Origin of the sequence: Pseudomonas sp. GM33 (assembly GCF_000282295.1) — a bacterium.
GTDB lineage: Bacteria > Pseudomonadota > Gammaproteobacteria > Pseudomonadales > Pseudomonadaceae > Aquipseudomonas > Aquipseudomonas laurylsulfatiphila.
The window spans coordinates 1-23562 of sequence record NZ_AKJO01000042.1; the positions used below are offsets into that span (position 1 = coordinate 1).

Sequence of the window (23562 nt, forward strand, 5' to 3'; positions counted from 1 at the left end):
CTCAACCATAGAATCTCCCACATTGATCGCAGTTAAGGCAGTAAAATCACCTTGTCACCGCTGCCCTGATTCACCTCGGCATAACGCGCCAGCCCTTCGGCCAATGGCGACTCGAACAAGCCCTGCGGCAACGGCAACAGGTCCTGATCGAAGAACTTGCCGAACTGGTCAAGCATCGCTGCACACGCCTGCACCCCGTACAGCAACGAATTGATCCCCACAACCGAGCCACCCTTGCGATACAACGCCAGGGCCGGCAGTTGCACGTGACCGTCCACGGGCGCGGCGATGATCGCAATGCGGCCGAACGCGGCCAGGGCCGGCACCGAGGCCGGCAGCCAGAATCCGGTGGTGTCGAAAATCACCTCGGCACCGCCGGCATAGACCGCGTTGACCTGGGCCGCGAGATCCTCGGGTTTATCCAGTTGCAGGGTTTGATAGCCCTGATCCTGCAAGTCCTTGACCTGCTCCGGACGCCGCGCGGCCGCCAGTACCCGGGCTCCGCGCACCTTGGCCAAGGCCAGCGCGGCACTGCCGACCGCCCCGCCACCGATGACCAGCACACGGGTTTGGGCCGTCACCAGGCTGCGCTCCAGCGCATCCCACGCCGTGGTGTACGGCACACCGAGGCTGGCAGCCTGGGCAAAGCTCAGGTGCGTGGGTTTGAGCGCCACGCCATTGGCCGGCAGCTTGACGAACTGGGCATGGGAACCGTCGGCGAAAAAGCCCAGTTCGCGGCCCGTGCCCCAGACTTCCTGACCGACCAGCGCCTGCGGGCCGGCCACCACCACCCCGGCAAAATCCCGACCGGGAATCCGCGGCAAGGTGGTGTAGGGAAAACGTCCCAGCACGTTCTTTACATCGCTGGGGTTGAGGCCTGCGGCCTTGATCTCGACCAGCACTTCATCGGCGCCGGGAACAGGCGTAGGCACCTCCACGTAGCGCAGGGCCGAGAGATCACCGGTTTTATCGAATTGCAGAGCTTTCATGGGCGTATCCATCGAGTCGAAATGGGTTCAAGAGATCCAGCCAGCCACCAGCTCGCGGCCCATCGGCCAGAGCTTTTCGCCGGCAAGCATGCCGAGCAGGCCCACCAGCGCGATGGCAGGGGGTGCGGGGGAACGAAAATCCAGGGCGCCGTAGAGCAGACCGACACCCAGGCCGATAGCCAGTGACAGGAGGTAGTTCATGGCAGATTCCGCAGCAATTGAGGTATGCGCCGAGTCTAGAGGGCGACGCCTTTGAGCATCGGCCAAGTACTTCTGAATGTCGGCCAAAGCCTGGCGTCGGCGAATTCAGTCCTGGCGTTGCGCCACAGGAAACTGCGAAGGGGCAATCCCCAGTTCACGACGGAACATGTCACTGAAACTGCTCGGCGAATAGCCCAGCTCCCGGGCAATCGTGCTGACCGCAACGCCCTGGATCAACCCGGCCGCCGCCGTCGCCAGTTGCACCTGACGCCGCCACTCGGCGAAGCCCATGCCCAGTCTGTCCTTGAACAGCCGCGCCAGGGTGCGCACGCTGGCACCGGCGTTATCGGCATGGTGTTCGAAAGGAATAACCAGTGAAGGCGAGGCCATGACCGCCTGACACACATTCATCAATCGCCGGTCGGAATCGTCCGGCAGCGGGATTTTCAGCAGCGAGCGCCTGGCCCGCTTGAGCTCCAGCAGCGCCAGGCCCACCAGCGCGTCGTAATACTCGGGAGCTCCGTCGCTTCCCTGCTCCACCAGCCCGACGATCAGCTCGCGCAGCAAGCCGCCGACTTCGATGACTTGCACACTGTCATCCAGGGTCGCTGCAAGGGACGGTCGCAGGTAGATATTGCGCATTTGCAGGTCGGACACCACGCGAATCCCGTGGGGCACGCCCGGCGGTAGCCACACCGCCCGCTGCGGCGGCACCACCAGCGCCTCATGCGGCGTCTCGACCCACATCACCCCGCTCATCGCATACAGCAACTGGCCCCAGACGTGCTCATGAGGCTCGATGTACAACCCGCGCGGATAGGTGCGAGCCAGCGGTTGCACCGGCACATCGGTGTCACTCAGGTCAGGCGGTGCGGCGAGGGCCATGGTCTATGTTCATTGGGGTTCGGGAGGATTCCATGGTAACGGGGCGCCGAACTTGTCGCCAGCAACCACCGGCATCCGACAATCCGAGTGAATTTTCCTGATGGCACGCGATCCTTTTATGTACAACAGGGAGGAACCGGGGCTTTATGAACAGTGCAAAATTATTCGTCATCGAGTACACACTCCATGGCACTCCGAAATCATTCATTATCCGACTGGAAAAAATGGATAACGCAGAAGCCTGGCATTGGGCGAGCTGTGACGCGGGGGTGGGGCGAATTCCCCGGTTTGGACGCGAGAAGGTACAAAAGACCAGCAAGCCGATGGCTGAAAAGTTCGGCGTGGAAAACGTCAAGTGGCGGCCGGCGAACTGATCACTGGCAACCGTCAGGTCCGGGGGAAGCGATATGAGTGCGAAATCCGTCTACAGCCCTGCACAGCTGGACTACGGCCTGGACACACAGTCCGGCCGCATCACCAAAAGCGCGGAATGCCGGATCGGACTGGAAGCGGTTGAAAATGACCCGTTCTGCTTCGCCGTACGCGTCCCGGCGCCACTGCCGGAAGGTCTGGAGCAAGCCAGGACCTTGGCGCTGCGGGTCGAAGGGCGGCGCTTGCAGGGCACCGTTCGCCACAGCGAACGCCTGGAGGATGACAGCCTCAGGCTGGAAGTGGAGCCGGACTAGGCTCCACTTTTGCGTGTGCCGTGGTGTTCAGTGGGCACACTTGCAGCCTTGGGAAGCGCACTCCTCGCCATGCTCGTGATGCTTGGCACAGGCTTCACAGCAATAGTGCTTGCCGTGACGCACGATCGGGTGCTCTCCGAGTTTGCAGGAACACTTCGGACAATCGCATGTACGCTCAGTCATGGGTTTGACTCCTGTGGGTGGTGGTCGTCGGGGGGATGAAATACAACCCGTGCTGTTCAGTGTAGGGCTCGACTGCCACAGCGCAATCAACGCCGCTCAATGCAAGCGCGTGCCGCTGCAGGAACTGATGGTTACTTATTGAGGTGAGGTGTTGCCGTTGACTCTTTACTGAACGACCGATCGCTCACTTGAGTCCTTGATAAATTATCCGTTTGTTAACAACAGGGAATGACGCGTAAGAGGCAATTCCACACTGATTATCTTTATTCCTGGACATCTTTATATAACCACCCTCCCCCCACTCCGGCCCCCGGCTATTTTTCACCAGCCAATAATCCTCGCCATCTTCGGTACCATAACCAACAATAAGCACGGCGTAATTCAAGTCATCCTCATTGCAACTGTCATCATTCAATACCCCGCCGGAGTAACTTTGAAAGTTGTCAGAGGCGTCAATTGCCGCCGATACAGGCGCCTTGGCAACGGCCTGACGCAGTGCCTCCTCATCGCCCGCGGGTATATTCGTATAGGTCACCGTATTGGCCGCGACAGCCCTGATTACGCCAGCATCACAGCGCCCCCCGCCACCCGTGTAGGGGTAATACTCTTCTGCCTGAATACCGTTCTGCTTGACATAGTCATAGGTGTAATCCATCAGCCCGCCATCACAACCTTGATTACCTTGCTCACTACTGCAATCGAGGATTTGCTGCGCGGAAAGATCAACCAGTCTTTCCGTTTCCAAAAACAATGCGCCCTCCAGGGCACCCACAGCTGAAAAAGCATAACCGGAACCACAAGTCCCCAATTGCTTCACGCTGGTAACCGCTCCCCTGGTACGCCAGTCCACCGAGCCGGGTATGTCCAGAGCCTGTGCCGAAACAACACAGCCGCCAACCAGGATGAAACATGAGAGTCGCGAAAAACTCATACTTGGCCCCGTTTTTTATAAAGCTTTTCAGTTACCTCGCTACCTCAATGAAATAAAAGTCCAATAAGCCAAACCCGACAACTGTCAAACCTGACAGTCATTCAATACTGTTTAGCTATAAAAACCAGAGCGCTTCGCATTGAAAAACATAACCGGGAGCAGGCTCGCTCCCGACGCTGCAAACCCGTCAGATACGGAACTGCCCGACCAGGCTGCCCAGGCGCTGACCGAGCTCGGCCAGGCTGCGCGAAGTCTGCGCGCCGAGCTGGGTTTCGTCGGCGACGTTGTCCACCGCCACGGCAATCTGATGCACGCTGCGGTTGATCTCTTCGGCCACGGCGGTCTGTTCTTCAGCGGCGCTGGCGATCTGCGCGTTCATCGAATTGATGGTCGCGATCAACTGGGCCATGGTGTCCAGCGAAGCCCCCGCCTCGTTGGCCTGGGCCGAGGTACCGTCGCCCGCCTCACTGGAGCGACGCATCGCCTCCACCGCCGACTGGGTGCCGGCCTGCAGGCGGTCGATCATGCCCTGGATTTCCTGGGTGCTGATTTGCGTGCGGCTGGCCAGCGCCCGCACTTCATCGGCCACCACCGCAAAACCGCGCCCGGCCTCACCGGCACGGGCGGCTTCGATGGCCGCGTTGAGCGCCAGCAGGTTGGTCTGATCGGCAATCGAGCGGATCACCCCCAGCACGCTGACAATCGATGACACGTCTTTTTGCAGGCTGTCGAGGGACACGCCGCTGCTGCGGATATCGTCCACCAGCGCATGGATCTTCTCGATGCTGCCGGCCACCACCCGCTTGGCCGCCTGGCCTTCTTCATCCGTCTGTTGAGCTGCCACCGCGGCGTTCTGCGCGCTCTTGGCCACTTCCTGGGCCGCCGCCGACATTTCGTTGATCGCCGTGGCCACCTGATCGGTCTCATGGCGCTGACGCTCCATGGCCTGATCCGAACGATTGGCCTGGTCGGACACCTGATTCACCAGCCCGGTCAGTTGTGTGGTCATTTCGCTGATCTGGCGTACCAGCCCGTGGATCTTGTCGACGAACCGGTTGAACGAGCCGGCCAGTTCGCCCAGTTCGTCCTGGCTGGTGATGGTCAGGCGGCGGGTCAGATCGCCCTCGCCCGCCGCGATGTCGTCGAGGTTGGCTTTCATCAAATGCAGCGGACGCAGAATGGTGTTGGCCAGCAACATTCCGGCTGCGGCGATCACCAGCAACACCACGACCGCCACGCCGACGATACTCAGCACCATGCCTTGCATGCGCTCCTGGACCTTGGCTTCGACCACCGCCACTTGTGCTTCGATGCCGTCGAGGTTGACCGAGGTACCGACTGCCATGTCCCACTTGGGCAGGTATTCGGTGTAGCCGAGCTTGGGCACCAGCACCTGAGTGTTGCCGGGCAATGGCGAGCTGTATTGCAGGTAGTGCGTACCGTCCTTGGCGACTTTCACCAGGTCGCGGTTGACGTAGACACCGTTCGGGTCGCGATTGTCCTTGAAGCTCTGGCCTACGCCTTCGGGGCTGTTGGCCTTGAACAGGCGCACGGTGTTGGAGTCGTAGCCGAAGAAGTAGCCGTCCTTGCCATAGGTGATGCTCGACAACAGCTTGATCACCTGGGCCCGCGCCGCCTCATCGCCGGGGGTGGCCGCGTCATACAGCGGCTTGATCGTGGTCATGGCCACGGCCACATAGCTTTGCAAGGTCGCCTTGGCATCGCTGAGCAGGCGTTCACGGGTCTGCTCGACTTCCTTGCGGGCCTGCTCCTGAAGAATGAACAGCGTGGTCAGGCTGATGACCAGCGCAAACAGCAGCACCGGGAGGACGGCAAGGGACAGGACTTTGGCCTTGAGGCTCATGCGCATGACGTTCACTCTTTTGTTTTTGTTGGCGTGGTTAAAAGCTTTAACGGCATGCCAGGTCAAAAGTTGAACGCGGTCATCAGGTCCGCAGAAGATCCCTGTGGGAGCGAGCTTGCTCGCGATAGCGGTCTGTCAGGCAACTTGATGCTGAATGTGCCGCCGTCATCGCGAGCAAGCTCGCTCCCACAGGGTAAGTGGTGTTTTACAACACCATCGCCGCCACCCAGCCAAACGCCAGCAGCGGCAGGTTGTAGTGCAGGAAGGTCGGGACCACGGTGTCCCAGATGTGATGGTGCTGGCCGTCGATGTTCAGGCCGGAGGTCGGGCCGAGGGTCGAGTCCGAAGCCGGCGAACCGGCATCGCCCAAGGCACCGGCCGTGCCGACGATGCACACGATCGCCAACGGGCTGAAGCCCAGTTGCACGCACAGCGGCACGAAGATCGCCGCCAGAATCGGCACGGTGGAGAACGACGAGCCGATGCCCATGGTCACCAGCAACCCCACCAGCAACATCAGCAAGGCGCCAATGCCTTTGCTGTGATCGATGTACGACGCCGACGACTCGACCAGCGTCTGCACTTCACCGGTGGCCTTCATCACTTCGGCAAAGCCTGAGGCGGCGATCATGATGAAACCGATCATCGCCATCATTTTCATGCCTTCGGTGAACAGGTCATCGGTGTCGCGCCATTTGACGATGCCCGATACCGAGAAAATCAGGAAGCCGACCAGTGCACCGATAATCATCGAATCGAGCAACAACTGAATGATGAACGCCGCGGCGATGGCCACCCCGGCCACCATCAGGCTCAGCGGGTTGTATTGCACCGCCACTTGCTCGACCTGCTCGATCTTTGCCAGGTCGTAGACCCGCTTCTTGCGGTAGCTGACAAACGCGATCAGCAGGCCCGCCACCATGCCCAGCGCCGGAATGCCCATGGCGTGGGTCACGTTGATGCCGCTGATGTCCACACCGCTGCGGGCGACGTTGGCCAGCAGGATCTCATTGAGGAAGATATTGCCGAAGCCCACCGGCAGGAACATGTAGGGCGTGATCAGGCCGAAGGTCATGACACAGGCGATCAGTCGACGGTCCAGTTGCAGCTTGGTCAGCACATAAAGAAGCGGTGGCACCAGCAACGGAATGAACGCGATATGGATCGGCAGGATGTTCTGCGAGGCGATGGCCACGACCCAGAGCAGGCCAATCAGCAGCCATTTGACCTGGCCGCCGCCGCTGGCGTGCTGGCGATCGACCATCGCCAGCGCCTTGTCGGCCAGCGCATGGGCCATGCCGGATTTGGCAATGGCCACGGCAAAAGCACCGAGCAAGGCGTAGGACAACGCCACCGTCGCCCCGCCACCCAGGCCGCTGTTGAAAGCCTTGAGCGTCGCCTCGATGCCCAGGCCACCGGTCAGGCCACCTACCAGCGCACCGACGATCAGGGCGATCACCACATGCACGCGGGACAGGCTGAGCACCAGCATGATGCCGACCGCGGCAATGACTGCATTCATTTCGTAACCTCGTGACAAACGGAAAGAGTCCGCCCGGCAGTCTGCGTGAGCCGCCAGCGGATAACAGGAATGGGTTTTATTAGAGGGCGCGCACTTTGCCGCAGAGTCGGCGCGGTGTCAAAGCTCATGGAGGCTCTGAATGTGCAGTGGATTGCGATCCCCTGTGGCGAGGGGGCTCGCCCCCGTTCGGCTGCGTAGCAGTCGCGATCCAGACAACTCGGTATGACCGGACAATATAGGGGCCGCTTCGCGACCCAACGGGGGCAAGCCCCCTCGCCACAAAAAGCAGTTACAAACCTTATTCGAAACGCGGCATAAAGAAACCCGGATCGCGGCCGCTACAGTGCAAAGTCTCAGATATTTATCGAATAAGGACGCCTCCATGTCGCTCAGACAACTTTCCATTCAATGGAAAATCACCCTGCTGGCCGGGCTGTGCCTGGCGGGCATCGTGACCCTGCTGGTGGGTCTTTCGCTGTACCGCATGGAGCACAGCTCCGAGCTGGTGAAAGCCTCGAGCATGGAGATGCTGACCGAATCGGCCCAGGCCCGGATCGAGTCCCAGGGCGAGAACCAGGCACTGGGGATTCGCCAGCAGTTCATGGACGCTTATCAGTACGGCCACGGTTTCTCCCGGCAGGTGCTGTTTTTGCGCGAGCAGGCCGAAAAGCGCTTCCTCGATGCCTTCGACCTGCGCGAAGACCTGACCCGCCAGGTCAAGTCGGCCCTGCAGGCCAATCCGGACCTGCTTGGCCTGTCCCTGGTGTTCGAACCCAACGGGCTGGACGGCAAGGACGACCTGTTCGCCGGCCAGGCGGAACTGGGCAGCAACGACAAGGGCCGTTTCGCCCTCTACTGGTCGCAGCCGACGCCGGGCAAGCTGACGTCCATGGCGCTGCCGGAAAAGGATATGGCCGACACCAGCACCGGCCCCAGCGGCGAAGCGGCCAACGCCTGGTTCACCTGCCCGCGCACCACGCTCAAGCCGTGCGTGATCGAACCCTACTTCTATGAGATCGACGGCCAGAACGTGCTGATGACCAGCATCGTTTTCCCGCTGATGGTCAACGGCAAGGTGATCGCCTCGCTGTCGGTGGACATCAACCTCAACAGCCTGCAAGCGGTCAGCCTGGGGGCCAGCAAGAAACTCTACGACGGCCAGACCAGTGTCAGCATCATCAGCCCGGCGGGCCTGCTCGCCGGCTACAGCCCGGACGCCGGCAAACTCAGCCAGCGCCTGGATGCCGTGGACAAGGCCAGCGGTACCGAACTGCTGCGCATGCTGGCCGCCAGCAACAAAACCGCCAGCCTGCACAGCCATGAGCAATTGAAAGTGCTGGCACCCTTCCAGCCGATTCCCGGCGGCAAGTCCTGGGGCGTACTGCTCGACGTGCCGGAGAAAGTCCTGGTCGGCCCCGCCGAAGCCCTGAAAAAGCAACTCGATGACAGCAACACCGCCGGTACGCTGGTCGAACTCGGCCTGGGGGGGCTCGCCGCGCTGCTCGGCCTGGTGCTGGTGTGGCTGATGGCCCGCAGCGTGACCAGACCGATCCTCGGTGTGGCGCACATGCTCGAAGACATCGCCAGCGGCGAAGGTGACCTGACCCGCCGCCTGGCCTACGACAAGAAAGATGAACTTGGCCAGTTGGCCGGCTGGTTCAACCGCTTCCTCGACAAGCTGCAACCGATCATTGCCGAAGTGAAACGCTCGGTGCAGGACGCTCGCAGCACGGCGGACCAGTCGTCTGCCATCGCCACCCAGACCAGCGCCGGCATGGAGCAGCAATACCGCCAGGTGGATCAGGTCGCGACCGCCTCCCACGAGATGAGCGCCACCGCCCAGGACGTCGCCCGCAGCGCCGCGCAAGCGGCACACGCCGCCCGCGATGCCGATCAGGCGACCCGTCAGGGCCTGACCGTGATCGACCGCACCACCGCCAGCATCGACAACCTCGCCGCCGACATGAGCGCGGCCATGGTTCAAGTCGAAGGCCTGGCAGCCAACAGCGAGAAGATCGGCACGGTGCTGGAAGTGATCCGCGCGATTGCCGAGCAGACCAACCTGCTGGCCCTCAACGCGGCGATCGAAGCGGCCCGTGCCGGTGAGGCCGGACGCGGTTTTGCCGTGGTCGCCGATGAGGTGCGCAACCTGGCGCGGCGTACCCAGGAGTCCGTTGAGGAAACCCGTCTGGTGATCGAACAACTGCAAAGTGGCACCCAGGACGTGGTGGGTTCGATGAACAACAGCCATCGCCAGGCCCAGGGCAGTGTCGAGCAGGTTGGCCAGGCCGTGACCGCGCTGCGCCAGATCGGCGACGCGGTGACCGTGATCAACGACATGAACATGCAGATCGCCAGCGCTGCCGAAGAGCAAAGCGCGGTGGCCGAGGAGATCAACAACAACGTGGCGACCATTCGCGACGTGACCGAGTCACTGTCGGGCCAGGCCAATGAGTCGGCACGGGTCAGCCAGTCGCTCAACAGCCTGGCGAACCAGCAGCAGAGTCTGATGGACCAGTTCCGCGTTTAAGCCTTGCTGGTCGAACAAAATACCTGTGGGAGCGAGCTTGCTCGCGATGGCGGTGGGTCAGACAACATTTTTGTTGATTGACACTCCGCCTTCGCGAGTAAGCTCGCTCCCACATTTTTTCTGCGCGCTGCTCAATGAAATGGTGGCAAGTGGATATCTGCCGCAAGCCGATTATGCTTCATGGAACCTTGCAGCTTTTTCTGGCGTCAACTTGAATGCAAGCCACGTAATCCGATGACTTCAGCCCCTGGGCCTGGGTACGGCAAGTGTTGGTGAGAACTCCGGCCTACAACAAGAGCAAGACGGAGAATACTCATGGCAGCAATCGACAATGCAACCACGGGCAGCGCGCCCAACCACGGGATCACCAAGGAGGAGCGCAAGGTCATCTTCGCGTCGTCCCTGGGCACCGTGTTCGAATGGTACGACTTCTACCTGTACGGCTCCCTCGCAGCGATTATCGCCAAGCACTTCTTCGCCGGCGTCAACGAAACGACAGCCTTCATCTTCGCCCTGCTCGCCTTCGCCGCTGGCTTCGCCGTCCGGCCGTTCGGCGCCATTGTGTTCGGCCGCCTGGGCGACATGATCGGACGCAAGCACACCTTCCTCATCACCATCGTGATCATGGGTGTCTCGACGGCCGTGGTGGGCTTGCTGCCCGGCTACGCGAGCATAGGCGTGGCCGCACCGATCATCCTGATCAGCCTGCGCTTGCTGCAGGGCCTTGCGCTGGGTGGCGAGTACGGCGGCGCAGCCACCTACGTGGCCGAACATGCCCCCAAGGGCAAGCGCGGCTATTTCACCTCGTGGATTCAGACGACAGCCACCCTTGGCCTGTTTCTTTCACTGCTGGTGATCCTGGCCTGCCGTACCGCGCTGGGCACGGAAGCCTTCGAAGCCTGGGGCTGGCGGATTCCGTTCCTGCTTTCGATCCTGCTGTTGATTATCTCAGTGTACATCCGCCTGCAACTGAGCGAGTCACCGGTGTTCATGAAAATGAAAGCGGAAGGCAAATCCTCCAAGGCACCGCTGACCGAATCTTTCGCCCGCTGGGACAACCTCAAGATCGTGATCATGGCCCTGCTCGGTGGCACCGCCGGCCAGGCCGTGGTCTGGTACACCGGGCAATTCTATGCGCTGTTTTTCCTGCTGCAGATGCTGAAGATCGACCCGCAGACCGCCAACTTGCTGATTGCCGGCTCGCTGCTGATCGGCACACCGTTCTTCGTCATATTCGGCAGCCTGTCCGACCGCATCGGCCGCAAGGGCATCATCATGGCCGGCTGCATCATCGCGGCACTGACTTACTTCCCGATCTTCCATGCGTTGACCCAATACGGTAACCCCGACGTGTTCGTTGCCCAGGAGAAGAACCCGGTCACGGTCATCGCCAATCCCGACCAGTGCTCGTTCCAGTTCGACCCGGTAGGCAAGGCCAAATTCACCAGTTCCTGCGACCTGGCCAAGACCGTGCTGGCCAAGCGGGCCATCCCCTACAAGAACGTGAACGCCGAGCCGGGCGCCGTTGCGCAGGTGCGCATCGGCGAGAAAGTGATCGAGAGCTTCGAGGGCACCGGCATGCCGGCCGCCGACTTCAAGGCCAAAAACGATGCCTTCACCGCCACCCTCGCCACCGCCCTCAAGGACGCCGGCTACCCCGAGAAGGCCGACCCGGCCAAGACCAACTACCCGATGGTGCTATTGCTCCTGACGATCCTGGTGATCTACGTGACCATGGTCTACGGGCCGATCGCCGCCTGGCTGGTGGAACTGTTCCCGGCGCGCATCCGCTACACCTCGATGTCGCTGCCCTACCACATCGGCAATGGCTGGTTCGGTGGCTTCCTGCCGACGGTGGCGTTCGCCATGGTGGCAGCCACGGGGGATATCTATTACGGGCTGTGGTATCCGATCGTCATCGCGGTGATGACGGCTGTGTTGGGCATTTTCTTCATGCCGGAAACCAAGGATCGGGAGATTCATCACACCTGAAACTTGCCAGCCAATCAGTGCCCCCCTGTGGGAGCGGGCTTGCTCGCGAAGGCGGAGTAACAGTCGATGCATCTATCGAATGTACAACCGCCTTCGCGAGCAAGCCCGCTCCCACAATGGATCTCAGTGTTTGGGTAATTCGATGACGACCTTCAGCCCGCCCCACTCGCTTTCCAGCAGCGATAACTTGCCACCCCAGCTATCGACGATGTCGCGCACGATGCCAAGTCCCAGGCCATGCCCATGGGTCTGCTCATCCAGCCGTGTTCCCCGGCCGAACACCTGATCGCGACGCTCTTGGGGAATGCCCGGGCCGTCATCTTCCACCCTGAGTTCAAACCCGTTCGCCAACTCGGCGACACTCACGCGAACCTCGGCATCCGCCCATTTGCAGGCGTTATCCAGCAGGTTGCCCAACAGTTCCAGCAGGTCTTCACGATCCCAGGGCAATTGCAGGCCGGCCGGAACGCGGTAGCTCAGCGCCAGGTGTTCGCCATGGATCATGTTCAGGGTTGCCAGCAGTCCGGGAAGTTCGGCATCGCAATCAAACAGCGCGCCCGGCAGCGCATCACCGGACAACCGTGCACGATTGAGTTCCCTATTGAGCCGTTGCTCGACCTGTTGCAGTTGTTCCTTGAGGGTCTTGCGCAGTTGCGGGTGCGCCTCAAGCTGCTCGTTCGAGGCCAGGCTCAACAGCACCGCCAGCGGTGTTTTCAACGCGTGGCCGAGGTTGCCCAGGGCATTGCGTGAGCGCTTGAGGCTGTCCTCGGTGTGGGCCAGCAAGTGGTTGATCTGCGCCACCAGTGGTTCCAGTTCCAGCGGTACCTGATCATCGAGTTGCGAGCGCTGGCCCTGTTGCAACTGCGCGATCTGCTCGCGGGCCTGTTCCAGTGGACGCAAGGCACGGCGCACGGTAATTCGTTGCAGCAACAGGATCAGCAGCAGCCCGGTCAAACCCAGGCCTAACCCGAGCTGTTGCACGCGCCGGAAGCTTTCGCGTATCGGCGTGTAATCCTCGGCGACGCTGATGGAGATCGGCAACCCCAAACGCCGATAGTCCGTGCGCAGCACCAGTAACTGCTGACCCTCCGGTCCCAGTTGCAGATCGTCGTGCAGGCCGGGATGATCGAGCGCCGGCAGTTCCTGATCCCATAACGAACGGGAGCGCCAATGGCCATCGGTGAAATCGATGCGGAAATAATGCCCGGAAAACGGGCGCTGATAGGCCGGCGACAGACGTCGCTCATCCAGTTGCAAGCCTTGCGGCCCGCGCACCAGCGCCGCCAGCAGGCTCTCGCTGTCATTGCGCAACCCGGCTTCGAGGTAGCGCTGCAAACCCATTTCGAACAACCACAGGCTGGTTTGCGCCAGCACCAGGCCAACGACCACCATCACGCTGATCAGGCCCAGGCTCAAGCGACGCTGGATCGATCTCACCGGGCTTGCCCGCCGAACAGGTAGCCCTGGCCACGACGGGTTTCGATCACGCTTTTGCCGAGCTTGCGGCGCAAATGGTTGACGTGGACCTCCAGCACATTGGAATCGCGCTCGGTTTCACCGTCGTAGAGGTGTTCGGCGAGGTGGCTTTTGGAGAGGATCTGCTCGGGATGCAGCATGAAATAACGCAACAGGCGAAACTCCGCGGCGGTCAGCTGAATGTCCGCACCGTCGCGGACAACGCACTGGCGCCCCTCGTCCAGGTGCAGCCCGGCAGCCTGGAGCGTCGGCTGGTTGACCTGGCCATGGGAGCGGCGCAGCAACGCCTGGATGCGCAAAAACAGCTCTTCGGGATGAAAGGGTTTGGTCAGGTAATCGTCGGCACCGGCCTTGAGGCCTTCGATGCGTTCGGCCCAGGAATCCCGGGCCGTGAGGATCAGCACCGGCGTGGCCAGCCCCGCCGCGCGCCATTGCGCCAGCACCTCGAGCCCCGGCACGCCCGGCAGGCCGAGGTCGAGGATGATCAGGTCGTAAGGTTCAGTGCCGCCCTGATGCACCGCGTCGCGACCGTCGGCCAGCCAGTCCACCGCATAACCCTGGCGGTTGAGACCGGCCAGCAGTTCGTCGGCCAGGGGCACATGGTCTTCCACCAGCAGCAAACGCATGGATCAGTCTTCCTTGTCTTTCAATAATCGGCCGTCAGTCGCATCGATGTGCAGCTCACGGACCACGCCTTCGGGCGTCAGCAATTCAACATCATAAAGGTAGATGTCGTGCTTCTCTTCGAGTTCGGCTTCCAGCAGTTTTGCACCGGGGTAGCGATCCATCGCTTGCTGCAACAGCTGCTCCAGCGGCAGGATCACGCCCTGTTGACGCAGGCGCAGGGCTTCATCCTGATCCAGGTCGCGCGCCATCACTGCCGAGCAAAATGCCAGAAGCAGCAGCGCCATTCGGCGTGCGAAACATCGATTGTGTAGAAACACCTTCATTACGAATCCTGATGATCCTTGAGTCACTGCCCGCTGACCGGGTCTAATGCGAGTGGTGTGAGCTTCTCGAAAGCCGCAATGGTACCAGCGTTGCGTCGGGGGGCCAGGCGAGCCACCTTAACCCGCTGAACTTAATTGAAACTGAATTGCCATCATTGGCCACACCGCATCCCCTGTAGGAGCGAGCCTGCTCGCGATGGACCTTGGAACGCCGCGGGGTGTCAGGTTACCAGCGTAATCGTTGACGACCATCGCGAGCAGGCTCGCTCCTACAGGGGATGTGGTGTTTATAATTCCCCGCTTGCCAACATTCGAGACCGGTATGACGGCCATCCACATCAAGTTTCCTTCCCTGACGCTCAAGGCCGGTCCGCGGGCTTTTGCGCGCATCCGTGAGAGCGGCTTGAATGCCGCCGAGGTCGGCACCTTGCCTGGTGCGGCGGGCGGTCCGAAGGCGCTGGGGATTCAGGGGCTGGACCTGGCGCTGTTCGGCGAGTGGCTGCCGGCGGCACCGCGGGAGCGCTCGCTGATTGGTGCATCGGTGGGTTCCTGGCGCTTCGCCAGCGCCTGCCTGCCGGATGCTGCCGAGGGCATCCGGCGTCTCGGGCAGCTGTACACCGAGCAAAACTTTGCCAAGGGCGTGACCATGGCGCAAATCAGCCAGAGCTCGCGGCGCATGCTCGATGACCTGCTCGACGGTCGTGATGCCGCGATCCTCGGCAACAGCGCCTACCGCCTGAACATCATGGTGGTCAAAAGCCACGGCCTGCTCGCCGACGATCATCGCGGTCGCCTGGGGTTGGGGCTGTCCTCGGTCATCGCCGACAACCTGCGCGGCCGGGCGCGGCTGGCCCGGCACTTCGAACGCCTGATCATCCACGACCCGCGCCTGGCGCCGCCGGTCAATGCCTTGAACGACTTCCCGTCACGCTTCGTCGCCCTCGATGCCGGCAATTTGCGCCAGGCCCTGCTGGCTTCCGGCTCGATCCCGATGGTCATGGAAGGCGTGCGCGACCTGCCGGGTGCCGGCGCCGGCACCTTCCGCGACGGCGGTCTGCTGGACTATCACCTGGACCTGCCCTACAGCGGCGATGACATCGTGCTCTACCCGCATTTCACCGACCGGGTGATTCCCGGCTGGTTCGACAAGACCCTGCCGTGGCGCCGCGCCTGCCCGGCCCGCTTGCAAAACGTGCTGCTGCTGGCGCCGTCCAAGGAATACCTGGCGCGCCTGCCCTACGGCAAACTACCAGACCGTAACGACTTCAAGCGCTTCATGGGCGACGCCCCGAGCCGGCAGAAATACTGGCGCACCACCATGGAAGAAAGCCGCCGCCTGGGCGACGAATTCCTCGAACTGGCCGCCAACGGTCGCCTCGGCGAACGCTTGCTGACCCTTTAGTCAGGACAAACTGGTAAACTCGCCGCCTGCCCGAATCGCTGCGGCGAACGCCACCTGAACAGAGCTGAAAACACTGTGGAAATTTTCAAGGAATTTACTTTCGAATCCGCCCACCGCCTGCCCCACGTACCGGACGGCCACAAGTGCGGGCGCCTGCACGGTCACTCGTTCAAAGTGGCGATCCATTTGAGCGGCGATCTTGATCCGCACACCGGCTGGATCCGCGACTTCTCGGAGATCAAGGCGATCTTCAAGCCGCTGTACGAGCGTCTGGACCACAACTACCTGAACGACATTCCAGGCCTGGAAAACCCGACCAGTGAAGTGCTGGCCAAGTTTATCTGGAATGAGATGAAGCCGTTGCTGCCGGAGCTCAGTGCGATTCGTATCCACGAAACCTGCACCAGCGGTTGCATCTATCGCGGCGAATAAAGACACCGCCCCCTTGTAGGAGCGAGCTTGCTCGCGATGGACGCCAGAGCACCGCGGGCTGCCAGAAACCACGCGTAATCGTTGACGTTCTTCGCGAGCAAGCTCGCTCCTACAGGGGAACAGCGTTTTGTCAGAGAAATAAAGAACAGCCTTCATCGGCTGTTTTTTTATGCCTATGCTTTTTGCCTCTTCCCCCGCCAAGAGGACAAGCCCATGACTGACTGGCCACTGCCCCAGACCTATCGCTTCAAAGGGCACTCCGTGCGCTACGCCGTGCGCGGCGATGGCCCGCCGCTGGTGTTCGTGCATGGCACGCCCTTCTCCTCCTGTGTCTGGCACCGGATTGCCCCGCATTTCATCACCACGCACCGGGTGCACTATTTCGATCTGCTGGGCTACGGGCAATCCGAGAAAGTCGATGGCGACGTGTCCCTGGGTGTGCAGAACGAGTTGCTGGCACAGTTGCTGGAGCATTGGGGCCTGGATCGCCCCGACGTGGTGGCCCACGACTTCGGCGGCGCCACCGCCCTGCGCACGCACCTGCTCAACGGTAAGGATTACCGCAGCCTGACGCTGATCGATCCGGTGGCGCTGACGCCCTGGGGTTCGTCATTCGTGCAGCATGTGCGCCAGCATGAAGCGGCGTTCAGCGGACTGCCCGATTACATCCAGCGGGCCATCGTGCCGACCTATATTCGCGGGGCCATCCAGCGCAACATCCCCGACGCCGAACTCGCCCCCTACGTTCAACCGTGGCTGGGGGAGCGGGGCCAAGCGGCGTTTTACCGGCAGATAGCACAGATGGACGAGCGCTATACCCGTGAGGCCGAAGGCTTGTACCCGACGATTCGCTGCCCGGTGCAGATTCTCTGGGGTGAAGACGATCAGTGGATTCCCATCGAACGCGGGCGGGCCTTGCAGCAGATGATTCCCGGCGCGCAGTTCCATCCGATCCCCAACGCCGGTCATCTGGTTCAGGAAGATGCGCCCGAAGCCATAGTCGCCGCGTTGCTGCGTTTTCTGCCCCTGCAACAATCCTCCTGAACAAACCCCCTGAACAAACCCAACCCCCTGTGCCAACCCCCTGTGGGAGCGAGCCTGCTCGCGAAGACAATGTCACCTCCAACATCGAATGGGCTGACACACCGCCTTCGCGAGCAGGCTCGCTCCCACATTGGTTCTACAGTGATCAATGTCACTGGCGGGGACCGCCGTTGGCGAGCTAACGTAGAGATATTGCCTACACGATTCGATAAAAGGACTCGCCCGATGCACATCATCAACGCCCGTCTGCGCAACCAGGAAGGCCTGCATGAGTTGAACCTGGAAAACGGCCTGATCAGCAGCATCGCCCGCCAGATCGAGGCCCCGACCCTGGGCCCTGGCGACCTGGATGCCGGCGGCAATCTGGTGGTGCCGCCCTTTGTCGAGCCGCACATCCACCTCGACGCGACCCTCACCGCCGGCGAGCCGCGCTGGAACATGAGCGGCACGCTGTTCGAAGGCATCGAGTGCTGGGGCGAGCGCAAGGCGACCATCACCCAGGAAGACACCAAGACCCGCGCCAAAAAAACCATCCAGGCCCTCGCCGCCCACGGCATCCAGCATGTGCGCACCCACGTCGACGTCACCGACCCGCAACTGACCGCGCTCAAGGCGATGCTAGAAGTGCGCGAGGAAAGCCGGCACCTGGTCGACCTGCAAATCGTCGCGTTCCCTCAGGAAGGCATCGAGTCGTACCGCAATGGTCGCGAGTTGATGGAAGAGGCGATCCGCATGGGGGCGGACGTGGTCGGTGGCATTCCGCATTTCGAGTACACCCGCGACCAGGGTGTCAGCTCGGTGAAGTTTCTCATGGACCTGGCCGAACGCAGCGGTTGCCTGGTCGACGTGCATTGCGACGAAACCGACGACCCGCATTCACGCTTTCTCGAAGTGCTCGCCGAAGAGGCCCGCAGCCGCGACATGGGTTCGCGGGTCACGGCCAGCCACACCACGGCCATGGGCTCCTACGACAACGCCTACTGCGCCAAGCTGTTTCGCTTGCTCGGGCATTCGGGGATCAGCTTTGTCTCCTGCCCTACCGAAAGCATCCACCTGCAAGGTCGCTTCGACAGTTTCCCGAAACGCCGGGGCGTGACCCGGGTCAACGAGTTGCTCGAAGCGGGGATGAACGTGTGCTTCGGCCAGGACTCCATCGTCGATCCGTGGTACCCGCTGGGCAATGGCAACATTTTGCGGGTGCTCGAGGCCGGGCTGCACATCTGCCACATGCTCGGTTATCGCAACCTGCAAAGCGCGCTGGACCTGGTGACGGACAACAGCGCCAGGGCCATGAACCTCGGCGAGCGCTATGGCCTGGAACGCGGGCGGCCGGCGAACCTGCTGATTCTGTCGGCGGAGAGTGATTACGAGGTGATCCGCAGCCAGGGGTTGCCGCTGTACTCGGTGCGCGAGGGCAAGGTGTTGATGAAGCGGACGATGCCGGTGGTGGAGTTCGCTGGTCTGAGCTGAGATTTGCATTGACCCGAACTGGCCCCTTCGCGAGCAGGCTCGCTCCCACACTGGATTGATGTTGTTCACAAAACCCCTGTGGGAGCGAGCCTGCTCGCGAAGGCTATTTCAAAATCAATCCATCATTCGAGCCGTACCAAACAGACTGACCCGCCTCAACTCCCCCCGCTCCTCTTCCAGCAAGACCGGCGCCGTGCCACCCGGCATCGTCACCTTCACTTCCCCGGCCCTGACCCAACCCACGCGCCAGGCCGCACAGGCCACCGCACTGGCGCTGGTCCCCGACGACGCCGTCGGCCCCTCGCCGCGCTCGAATACCCGCGCCGCGATCTGTCCTTCTGACAAGCGCATCGCCCATTGCAGATTGATCCCCGCCGGACAGGGTTTGCCTGCACCAACCGGCATGGCGTAGGCAATTCGCATCAACCCGTCACCCAGCGCCGGCTCACGCATCTGCTCGTTGCTCGGCAAGTCGCCGGCGTTTTCGACCAGCGTCACGCAATGCGGATTACCGACCCGCGCGAACTGGCTGCGTGACCATGCGCCATTGAGTGCCGACAGCGGTTTGACGTGGCTGAGTTCGCGGCCATTCAACAGCACCGTTTCAACGCCCTCGGCACTGACCGCCGACGGCCCGAAACCAGGCTGGCCAAGGTCAAGCCAGAAACCCTGCACGTCCTCGACTTGAGCGGTTTTCACCGAAGTCTGCCCCGGTGAAGGCGTGTCGGACTTGTCGTGGTGAACCCTGAGCAGACAGGCTTCGTCGCGGAGTAAAAGCCCTTGGTCGCTCAACGCCTGGGAAAAAATCGTCAGCCCGTTGCCACTGCGTTCGGCCAAGGTGCCGTCGGTGTTGACGATCAGCAGGTCAAAGGGTGGCGAGGACTGGAACGGTCCGACCAGCAATCCGTCGCTGCGATGATCCTTGCTGCCGGCCGGTTGTGTGCCGGGTGCCCAGTTGCAGCAGGCTTCGATGGCCGCTGCAGCCCATGCCTGACGAGTTTGTGCTGCCAGGCTCGCCTGAGCGGGCAAGTCGATGCCCTGGCGGCGCAATTCTTCGGGCGCTACCACGATGTAAATATTGCCCCGTGCATCGTACCTCTGCGCCATGGCGCCCTCCGTGTGTCATTGGAATGGCTCAACATATCGCGAAAAACAGCAGCGCTGTGCAACGATGTCGCCCTGTTTGACCGTAAAACTTTCCGGGCACTGATCGAACCCTCCTCGGTCGATCACTGTCCGTTGAGGACGTGACGTTTTTTGCCAGGGATTGATATGACCAGCCTCAACAGCCAGACCACCTTCGTTCCCGGCCGCCTGGAACAGATGTCCACGCGCATCGCCTTTTTCATCGCCGGGTTCGGCATCGCCGCGTGGGCGCCGCTGGTGCCCTATGCCAAGGCCCGGGCCGGGCTGGATGAAGGCACCCTGGGTCTGTTGCTGCTGTGTCTGGGGGTCGGATCGATCCTGGCGATGCCGATGGCCGGGATCCTGGCCACGCGTTTCGGCTGCCGGCGGGTGACGACCGGCGGGACCTTGCTGATCTGTGCCGCCCTGCCGCTGCTGGCCACGGTGTCATCGACTCCGGCCTTGATCGCGGCGCTGTTCATGTTCGGCGCGGGCCTCGGCACGGTGGATTCGACGGTCAACCTGCAAGCGGTGATCGTCGAGCGCGCCAGCGGCAAAAACATGATGTCGGGTTTCCATGGCCTGTTCAGCCTCGGCGGGATAGTCGGCGCGGCAGGCGTGAGCGGCTTGCTGGGCCTGGGGATTTCGCCGTTGGGGGCCACGCTGGTTGTGATCGTGATGCTGCTGATCGCCTTGGCCAGGGCCGTGCCGCACCTGTTGCCCTACGGCAGCGAGAGCTCGGGGCCGGCGTTCGCGGTGCCCCATGGCATCGTCCTGTTCATCGGTGGCATGTGCTTCATCGTGTTCCTCGCCGAAGGCGCGGCGCTGGACTGGAGCGCGGTATTCCTGGCACAGGAACGTGGCATCGACACGGCGTATGCAGGCCTCGGCTATGCGGCGTTTGCCTTGACCATGACGGCCGGGCGTTTGACCGGCGACAAAATCGTAGGGCGGCTGGGCGCGACACGGGTGATTGTGTTCGGCGGGCTGACGGCGGCCGCGGGCTTGTTTCTGGCGACGTTCGCCTCGAGTTGGGAGGCGGCGCTGGTGGGTTACGCGCTGCTGGGCGCCGGTTGTTCGAACATCGTGCCGGTGCTGTACACCGCCGTGGGCAAGCAGACGGTCATGCCCGAGAGCATCGCCGTGCCGGCCATTACCACCCTGGGTTATGCGGGCATTCTGGCGGGGCCTGCGCTGATCGGCTTTGTCGCCCATGGCGCCAGCTTGAGTTTTGCCTTCGGGTTGATGGCGGTACTGCTGGTGGCGGTGGCCATTGGCGGGAGGGTGTTGAAAGTCTGAATTGTGGTGAGGGGGGCTTGCCCCCGTTCGGCTGCGCAGCAGTCGCAAATCGGCTAATGCGTTCTATCTGTAGAACTGAAGTTACCGGATTCGGGACCGCTACGCGGCCCAACGGGGGCAAGCCCCCTCGCCACAGATGGGTTAGAACCCGACACTGGCCTGCACAAAGAACGTACGCGGCGCGCCGACGTACATGCCCGAGTTGTTGTCGCTGGAGCGGGTGAAGTACTGCTTGTCGAAGATGTTCTTCACCCCCGCCCCCAGTTTCAGGTTCGACACCTGCGGGCCGAAGTCATAGCCGCTACGCACGTTCCAGGTCACGTAACCCGGAATATCACCGAACTGGCCGTCGGCGGAGCCTTCGGTGATGTAGTTGCCGTTGAAGCTGCCGTCGGCGTTCACACCGGTACCCGGCGAGCGCTGTTTCGACTGAGCGAACGCATCGAGGTTCCAGGTCCAGCGGTTGATGTCGTAACGCAGGCCGGCGGTGGCCACCTGACGGGAGTAGAACGGCAGGTCACGGCCCTTGAAGCCCGGGATTTCACCTTCATAAGTGGCCCGGGTGTAAGTGAAACCGGCGTTGGCGGTCAGGCCGTCGAGGCGTGGGTCCAGCGCCGCCATATCGTAGTGCACCGAGGTTTCGATGCCCTGGTGCTTGGTCGCGCCGAGGTTGGTCCAGCCCACATCGTTGCTGATGTATTGCAGTTCGTCGTCGAAGTCGATGTAGAACAGCGTCACTTCGCCGCCCCACACGTCATCGTTGTAGCGCGTACCGATTTCGTAGGTCTTGGCCTTTTCCGGCTGCAGGCCGTTGGCAGGCTCATCACCGATACCGCCCTGCCCCAGCTGGAAATACTGCAGCGCGCCGAACGAGGTTTCGTAGTTGGCGAACAGCTTCCAGGCCTCGGACATGTGGTACATCACGCTCAGGGCCGGCAGCGGCTCATTGCTTTCGATGCTGCGTTTTTTCTCCGGCACCGGTTTACCGGCCGTGTCGAGTACCGGGCGGTCATGCCAATCGGTGCTGATGTGCTCGAAGCGAATACCCGGGGTGACGGTCCAGTTGCCCACGTCGATCTTGTTGTCGACGTAGACCGAATTGGCCTCGGTTCCACCGGTGCGGTCCTGATAGACATGGCCGTCCGCCCCCGGACGCAAGACCGGCTGGTTGTTGACCAGCGCCACACGGCTGGCTTCTTCGTGCATGGCTTCCTTCAGGTAGCGATAACCGACGCTGACTTCCTGGGTGGTCGGACCCACATCAAACACATGGGAGACCCGCGGTTCGATACCGAAGGTGTAGTAGCTGCGCGGATAGGAATTGAGTGTCGTCAGGTCACGAGAGGCAATGGTGCTGCCACGAAAACTGTCGGTGTAGTAAGTCAGCACTTCGGCCTGGGTGCGATCGTCGATCTGTCGCGCCCACTTGAACGACACATCCTTGCGACGGCCGCTGAAGTTGTCGTAGTCGCGCACCGACTGGAACGGGTCGGCGTCGTACTGCGCCTGGGTCAGGCCGCTGGGCATGTCGGCCTTGGCGTCGTAGTAGTGGAAGTTGAGGCTGAAATCGTCGACATCGGTCGGCGCCCAATGGGTCTTGAGGATTACGTCGTCGATATCGTTGCCGTTGTTGCTTTCACGGTAACCGTTGCCATTCACGCCGGAGTACAACAGCGCCACGCCCATGCCGTTGTCGGCGGTGCCGCCCATGAACGCGGTGTCGATGTGTTTCCAGCCACCGTGCTGCGAGGTTTCCAGGGTGGTGCCGATTTCCGCAGAGGCCTGTTCCGGGATCGCACGGGTCACGAAGTTGATCACACCGCCGACGTTTTGCGGTCCGTAGCGCACGGATCCGGCACCGCGTACCACGTCGATGCTGTCGAGGTTGCCAGAGGAAATCGGTGCCATGGACAGTTGTGGCTGACCGTAGGGCGCGAACGCCGCCGGGATGCCGTCGATCAGCACGGTGGAGCGAGGCGACAGGCGCGAAGTCAGGCCGCGCACGCCGACGTTGAGGGAAATGTCGCTGCCACCGGTGCCGTTGGCGTCCTGCACTTGCACGCCGGGAACCCGTTTCAACACCTCGCCGACGTTCATCGCGCCCTGTTCGACCATGGCTTCGCGGCGGACCACCGTCCGTGCGCCTGGGTGGTTCTGCACCAAGGCGGCATCGGCGTCATCGAGCCAGTCGCCCACCACCTTGATGTCGGTCACGCCCAGCTCCAGCGGGCCGTTGGCCGCCGAAGTCGGCGCCGGCATCAGGGTCACCGATCCTTCATCGATCTGGTATTGCAGGCCGCTGCCTTGCAGCAACTGGCGCAGTGCGTCTTCCGGGGAAATATTGCCGTCCACCGCCGGAGCCTGTTTGCCGGCGACCAGCTCAGGGCTGAAGAACACCTGAAGCGAGGTTTGCTGGCCCAATTGGCTCAAGGCTTGTCCCAAGGGTTGCGCCGGGATGCGGATGCCGTCGGCGGCAAAGGCCTGGGGCAGTGCAACGTTGACCGCCAGGGCGAGCGCCAGCGGCAACCAGGGGAATTTGTTGTTTTTAGCGGTGGAGTTATTCACGTCGAACGTAATCCTG

20 protein-coding genes and 3 pseudogenes are annotated in these 23562 nt (G+C 62.0%); 10 read left to right on the plus strand and 13 right to left on the minus strand.

The genetic code is table 11. The features are described from left to right. Positions 1-32: 32 nt before the first annotated feature. The 3 genes from PMI26_RS22520 to PMI26_RS22515 form a co-directional block, all read right to left on the minus strand. Positions 33-989, minus strand: coding sequence for a quinone oxidoreductase family protein (locus PMI26_RS22520; RefSeq protein WP_007971978.1), 957 nt, complete (start codon positions 987-989; stop codon positions 33-35). Positions 990-1016: 27 nt separating this feature from the next. Beyond that, positions 1017-1190: a DUF1427 family protein gene (locus tag PMI26_RS30410; protein WP_007971979.1), complete on the minus strand. Its 174-nt coding sequence runs from the start codon at positions 1188-1190 to the stop codon at positions 1017-1019. 105 nt (positions 1191-1295) lie between these two features. Further along, entirely contained in the window at positions 1296-2075 is a 780-nt protein-coding gene (locus tag PMI26_RS22515; protein WP_007971980.1) for an AraC family transcriptional regulator, read from the minus strand. Between the two features lie 146 nt (positions 2076-2221). On the opposite strand from PMI26_RS22515, the gene PMI26_RS22510 reads away from it, so the two are divergent. After that, the gene (locus PMI26_RS22510; RefSeq protein WP_007971981.1) at positions 2222-2449 is read left to right on the plus strand and encodes a DUF6555 family protein; all 228 of its coding nucleotides are present in this window, start codon (positions 2222-2224) and stop codon (positions 2447-2449) included. 33 nt (positions 2450-2482) lie between these two features. After that, entirely contained in the window at positions 2483-2761 is a 279-nt protein-coding gene (locus tag PMI26_RS22505) for a hypothetical protein (RefSeq protein ID WP_007971982.1), read from the plus strand. Between the two features lie 27 nt (positions 2762-2788). Here the strand turns inward: PMI26_RS22505 and PMI26_RS30415 are convergent, their stop codons facing one another. From PMI26_RS30415 to PMI26_RS22495, 5 genes and pseudogenes are all read right to left on the minus strand, one after another. Further along, positions 2789-2944, minus strand: a complete 156-nt coding sequence (locus PMI26_RS30415; RefSeq protein ID WP_007971983.1) for a metallothionein — start codon at positions 2942-2944, stop codon at positions 2789-2791. A 184-nt stretch (positions 2945-3128) separates the two neighbouring features. Then, positions 3129-3875 (minus strand): C1 family peptidase, encoded by a 747-nt coding sequence (locus PMI26_RS0129415; protein WP_081500942.1) that lies wholly within the window; start codon positions 3873-3875, stop codon positions 3129-3131. A gap of 187 nt (positions 3876-4062) precedes the next feature. Then, on the minus strand, positions 4063-4884 hold the full coding sequence (locus PMI26_RS32240; RefSeq protein WP_420832668.1) for a methyl-accepting chemotaxis protein: 822 nt from the start codon (positions 4882-4884) through the stop codon (positions 4063-4065). 36 nt (positions 4885-4920) lie between these two features. Then, positions 4921-5745 (minus strand): annotated as a pseudogene (locus PMI26_RS32245) (cache domain-containing protein); the annotation flags it as partial. Positions 5746-5944: 199 nt separating this feature from the next. Beyond that, complete coding sequence (locus tag PMI26_RS22495) at positions 5945-7261, minus strand: Na+/H+ antiporter family protein (RefSeq protein WP_007971986.1); 1317 nt, start codon at positions 7259-7261, stop codon at positions 5945-5947. A 601-nt stretch (positions 7262-7862) separates the two neighbouring features. On the opposite strand from PMI26_RS22495, the pseudogene PMI26_RS32250 reads away from it, so the two are divergent. The 3 genes and pseudogenes from PMI26_RS32250 to PMI26_RS22485 all read left to right on the plus strand — a co-directional run. After that, positions 7863-8933: pseudogene (locus PMI26_RS32250) on the plus strand (HAMP domain-containing protein); the annotation flags it as partial. A 264-nt stretch (positions 8934-9197) separates the two neighbouring features. After that, positions 9198-9791, plus strand: a pseudogene (locus PMI26_RS32255) (methyl-accepting chemotaxis protein); the annotation flags it as partial. Positions 9792-10106: 315 nt separating this feature from the next. Further along, positions 10107-11783 (plus strand): MFS transporter, encoded by a 1677-nt coding sequence (locus tag PMI26_RS22485; protein ID WP_007971990.1) that lies wholly within the window; start codon positions 10107-10109, stop codon positions 11781-11783. Between the two features lie 123 nt (positions 11784-11906). On the opposite strand, the gene PMI26_RS22480 is transcribed toward PMI26_RS22485, so the two are convergent. Genes PMI26_RS22480 through PMI26_RS22470 form a run of 3 tightly spaced genes read right to left on the minus strand, consistent with a single transcriptional unit; the run spans position 11907 to position 14209 of the window. Next, positions 11907-13220, minus strand: a complete 1314-nt coding sequence (locus PMI26_RS22480; RefSeq protein ID WP_007971992.1) for a sensor histidine kinase — start codon at positions 13218-13220, stop codon at positions 11907-11909. Further along, positions 13217-13885 carry a response regulator transcription factor gene (locus tag PMI26_RS22475; RefSeq protein WP_007971994.1) on the minus strand — a complete coding sequence of 223 codons (669 nt, stop codon included), beginning with the start codon at positions 13883-13885 and terminating at the stop codon, positions 13217-13219. Before PMI26_RS22475 ends, PMI26_RS22480 begins: the two co-directional genes overlap by 4 nt. A 3-nt stretch (positions 13886-13888) precedes the next feature. Then, positions 13889-14209, minus strand: coding sequence for a PepSY domain-containing protein (locus tag PMI26_RS22470; RefSeq protein ID WP_007971996.1), 321 nt, complete (start codon positions 14207-14209; stop codon positions 13889-13891). A gap of 322 nt (positions 14210-14531) precedes the next feature. Here PMI26_RS22470 and PMI26_RS22465 point away from each other — a divergent pair, with 322 nt between their 5' ends. The 4 genes from PMI26_RS22465 to codA all read left to right on the plus strand — a co-directional run bounded on the left by PMI26_RS22465 (position 14532) and on the right by codA (position 18557). Continuing rightward, a complete protein-coding gene (locus PMI26_RS22465) occupies positions 14532-15611 on the plus strand; it encodes a hypothetical protein (protein ID WP_007971997.1) in 1080 nt (359 codons plus the stop codon). Between the two features lie 75 nt (positions 15612-15686). Further along, on the plus strand, positions 15687-16043 hold the full coding sequence (queD, locus tag PMI26_RS22460) for a 6-carboxytetrahydropterin synthase QueD (protein WP_003223505.1): 357 nt from the start codon (positions 15687-15689) through the stop codon (positions 16041-16043). Positions 16044-16256: 213 nt separating this feature from the next. Continuing rightward, complete coding sequence (locus tag PMI26_RS22455; protein WP_007971999.1) at positions 16257-17087, plus strand: alpha/beta fold hydrolase; 831 nt, start codon at positions 16257-16259, stop codon at positions 17085-17087. A gap of 225 nt (positions 17088-17312) precedes the next feature. Continuing rightward, positions 17313-18557 carry a cytosine deaminase gene (codA, locus tag PMI26_RS22450; RefSeq protein WP_007972000.1) on the plus strand — a complete coding sequence of 415 codons (1245 nt, stop codon included), beginning with the start codon at positions 17313-17315 and terminating at the stop codon, positions 18555-18557. Positions 18558-18671: 114 nt separating this feature from the next. Here the strand turns inward: codA and PMI26_RS22445 are convergent, their stop codons facing one another. Continuing rightward, complete coding sequence (locus PMI26_RS22445) at positions 18672-19664, minus strand: diaminopimelate epimerase (protein WP_007972002.1); 993 nt, start codon at positions 19662-19664, stop codon at positions 18672-18674. Positions 19665-19829: 165 nt separating this feature from the next. On the opposite strand from PMI26_RS22445, the gene PMI26_RS22440 reads away from it, so the two are divergent. Then, the gene (locus PMI26_RS22440) at positions 19830-20981 is read left to right on the plus strand and encodes an MFS transporter (protein WP_007972003.1); all 1152 of its coding nucleotides are present in this window, start codon (positions 19830-19832) and stop codon (positions 20979-20981) included. Between the two features lie 141 nt (positions 20982-21122). Here the strand turns inward: PMI26_RS22440 and PMI26_RS22435 are convergent, their stop codons facing one another. Then, positions 21123-23546 carry a TonB-dependent siderophore receptor gene (locus PMI26_RS22435; protein ID WP_007972005.1) on the minus strand — a complete coding sequence of 808 codons (2424 nt, stop codon included), beginning with the start codon at positions 23544-23546 and terminating at the stop codon, positions 21123-21125. Positions 23547-23562: the final 16 nt, after the last annotated feature.

Coding starts and splice junctions, on each gene's coding strand:
- PMI26_RS22505 (WP_007971982.1), top strand. CDS start 2,483: ATGAGTGCGAAATCCGTCTACAGCCCTGCACAGCTGGACTACGGCCTG.
- PMI26_RS22485 (WP_007971990.1), top strand. CDS start 10,107: ATGGCAGCAATCGACAATGCAACCACGGGCAGCGCGCCCAACCACGGG.
- PMI26_RS22470 (WP_007971996.1), bottom strand. CDS start 14,209: ATGAAGGTGTTTCTACACAATCGATGTTTCGCACGCCGAATGGCGCTG.
- PMI26_RS30415 (WP_007971983.1), bottom strand. CDS start 2,944: ATGACTGAGCGTACATGCGATTGTCCGAAGTGTTCCTGCAAACTCGGA.
- PMI26_RS22520 (WP_007971978.1), bottom strand. CDS start 989: ATGAAAGCTCTGCAATTCGATAAAACCGGTGATCTCTCGGCCCTGCGC.
- codA (WP_007972000.1), top strand. CDS start 17,313: ATGCACATCATCAACGCCCGTCTGCGCAACCAGGAAGGCCTGCATGAG.
- PMI26_RS22510 (WP_007971981.1), top strand. CDS start 2,222: ATGAACAGTGCAAAATTATTCGTCATCGAGTACACACTCCATGGCACT.
- PMI26_RS22445 (WP_007972002.1), bottom strand. CDS start 19,664: ATGGCGCAGAGGTACGATGCACGGGGCAATATTTACATCGTGGTAGCG.
- PMI26_RS32240 (WP_420832668.1), bottom strand. CDS start 4,884: ATGACCACACAACTGACCGGGCTGGTGAATCAGGTGTCCGACCAGGCC.
- PMI26_RS22465 (WP_007971997.1), top strand. CDS start 14,532: ATGACGGCCATCCACATCAAGTTTCCTTCCCTGACGCTCAAGGCCGGT.
- PMI26_RS22455 (WP_007971999.1), top strand. CDS start 16,257: ATGACTGACTGGCCACTGCCCCAGACCTATCGCTTCAAAGGGCACTCC.
- PMI26_RS22515 (WP_007971980.1), bottom strand. CDS start 2,075: ATGGCCCTCGCCGCACCGCCTGACCTGAGTGACACCGATGTGCCGGTG.
- PMI26_RS30410 (WP_007971979.1), bottom strand. CDS start 1,190: ATGAACTACCTCCTGTCACTGGCTATCGGCCTGGGTGTCGGTCTGCTC.
- PMI26_RS0129415 (WP_081500942.1), bottom strand. CDS start 3,875: ATGAGTTTTTCGCGACTCTCATGTTTCATCCTGGTTGGCGGCTGTGTT.
- PMI26_RS22475 (WP_007971994.1), bottom strand. CDS start 13,885: ATGCGTTTGCTGCTGGTGGAAGACCATGTGCCCCTGGCCGACGAACTG.
- PMI26_RS22495 (WP_007971986.1), bottom strand. CDS start 7,261: ATGAATGCAGTCATTGCCGCGGTCGGCATCATGCTGGTGCTCAGCCTG.
- PMI26_RS22440 (WP_007972003.1), top strand. CDS start 19,830: ATGACCAGCCTCAACAGCCAGACCACCTTCGTTCCCGGCCGCCTGGAA.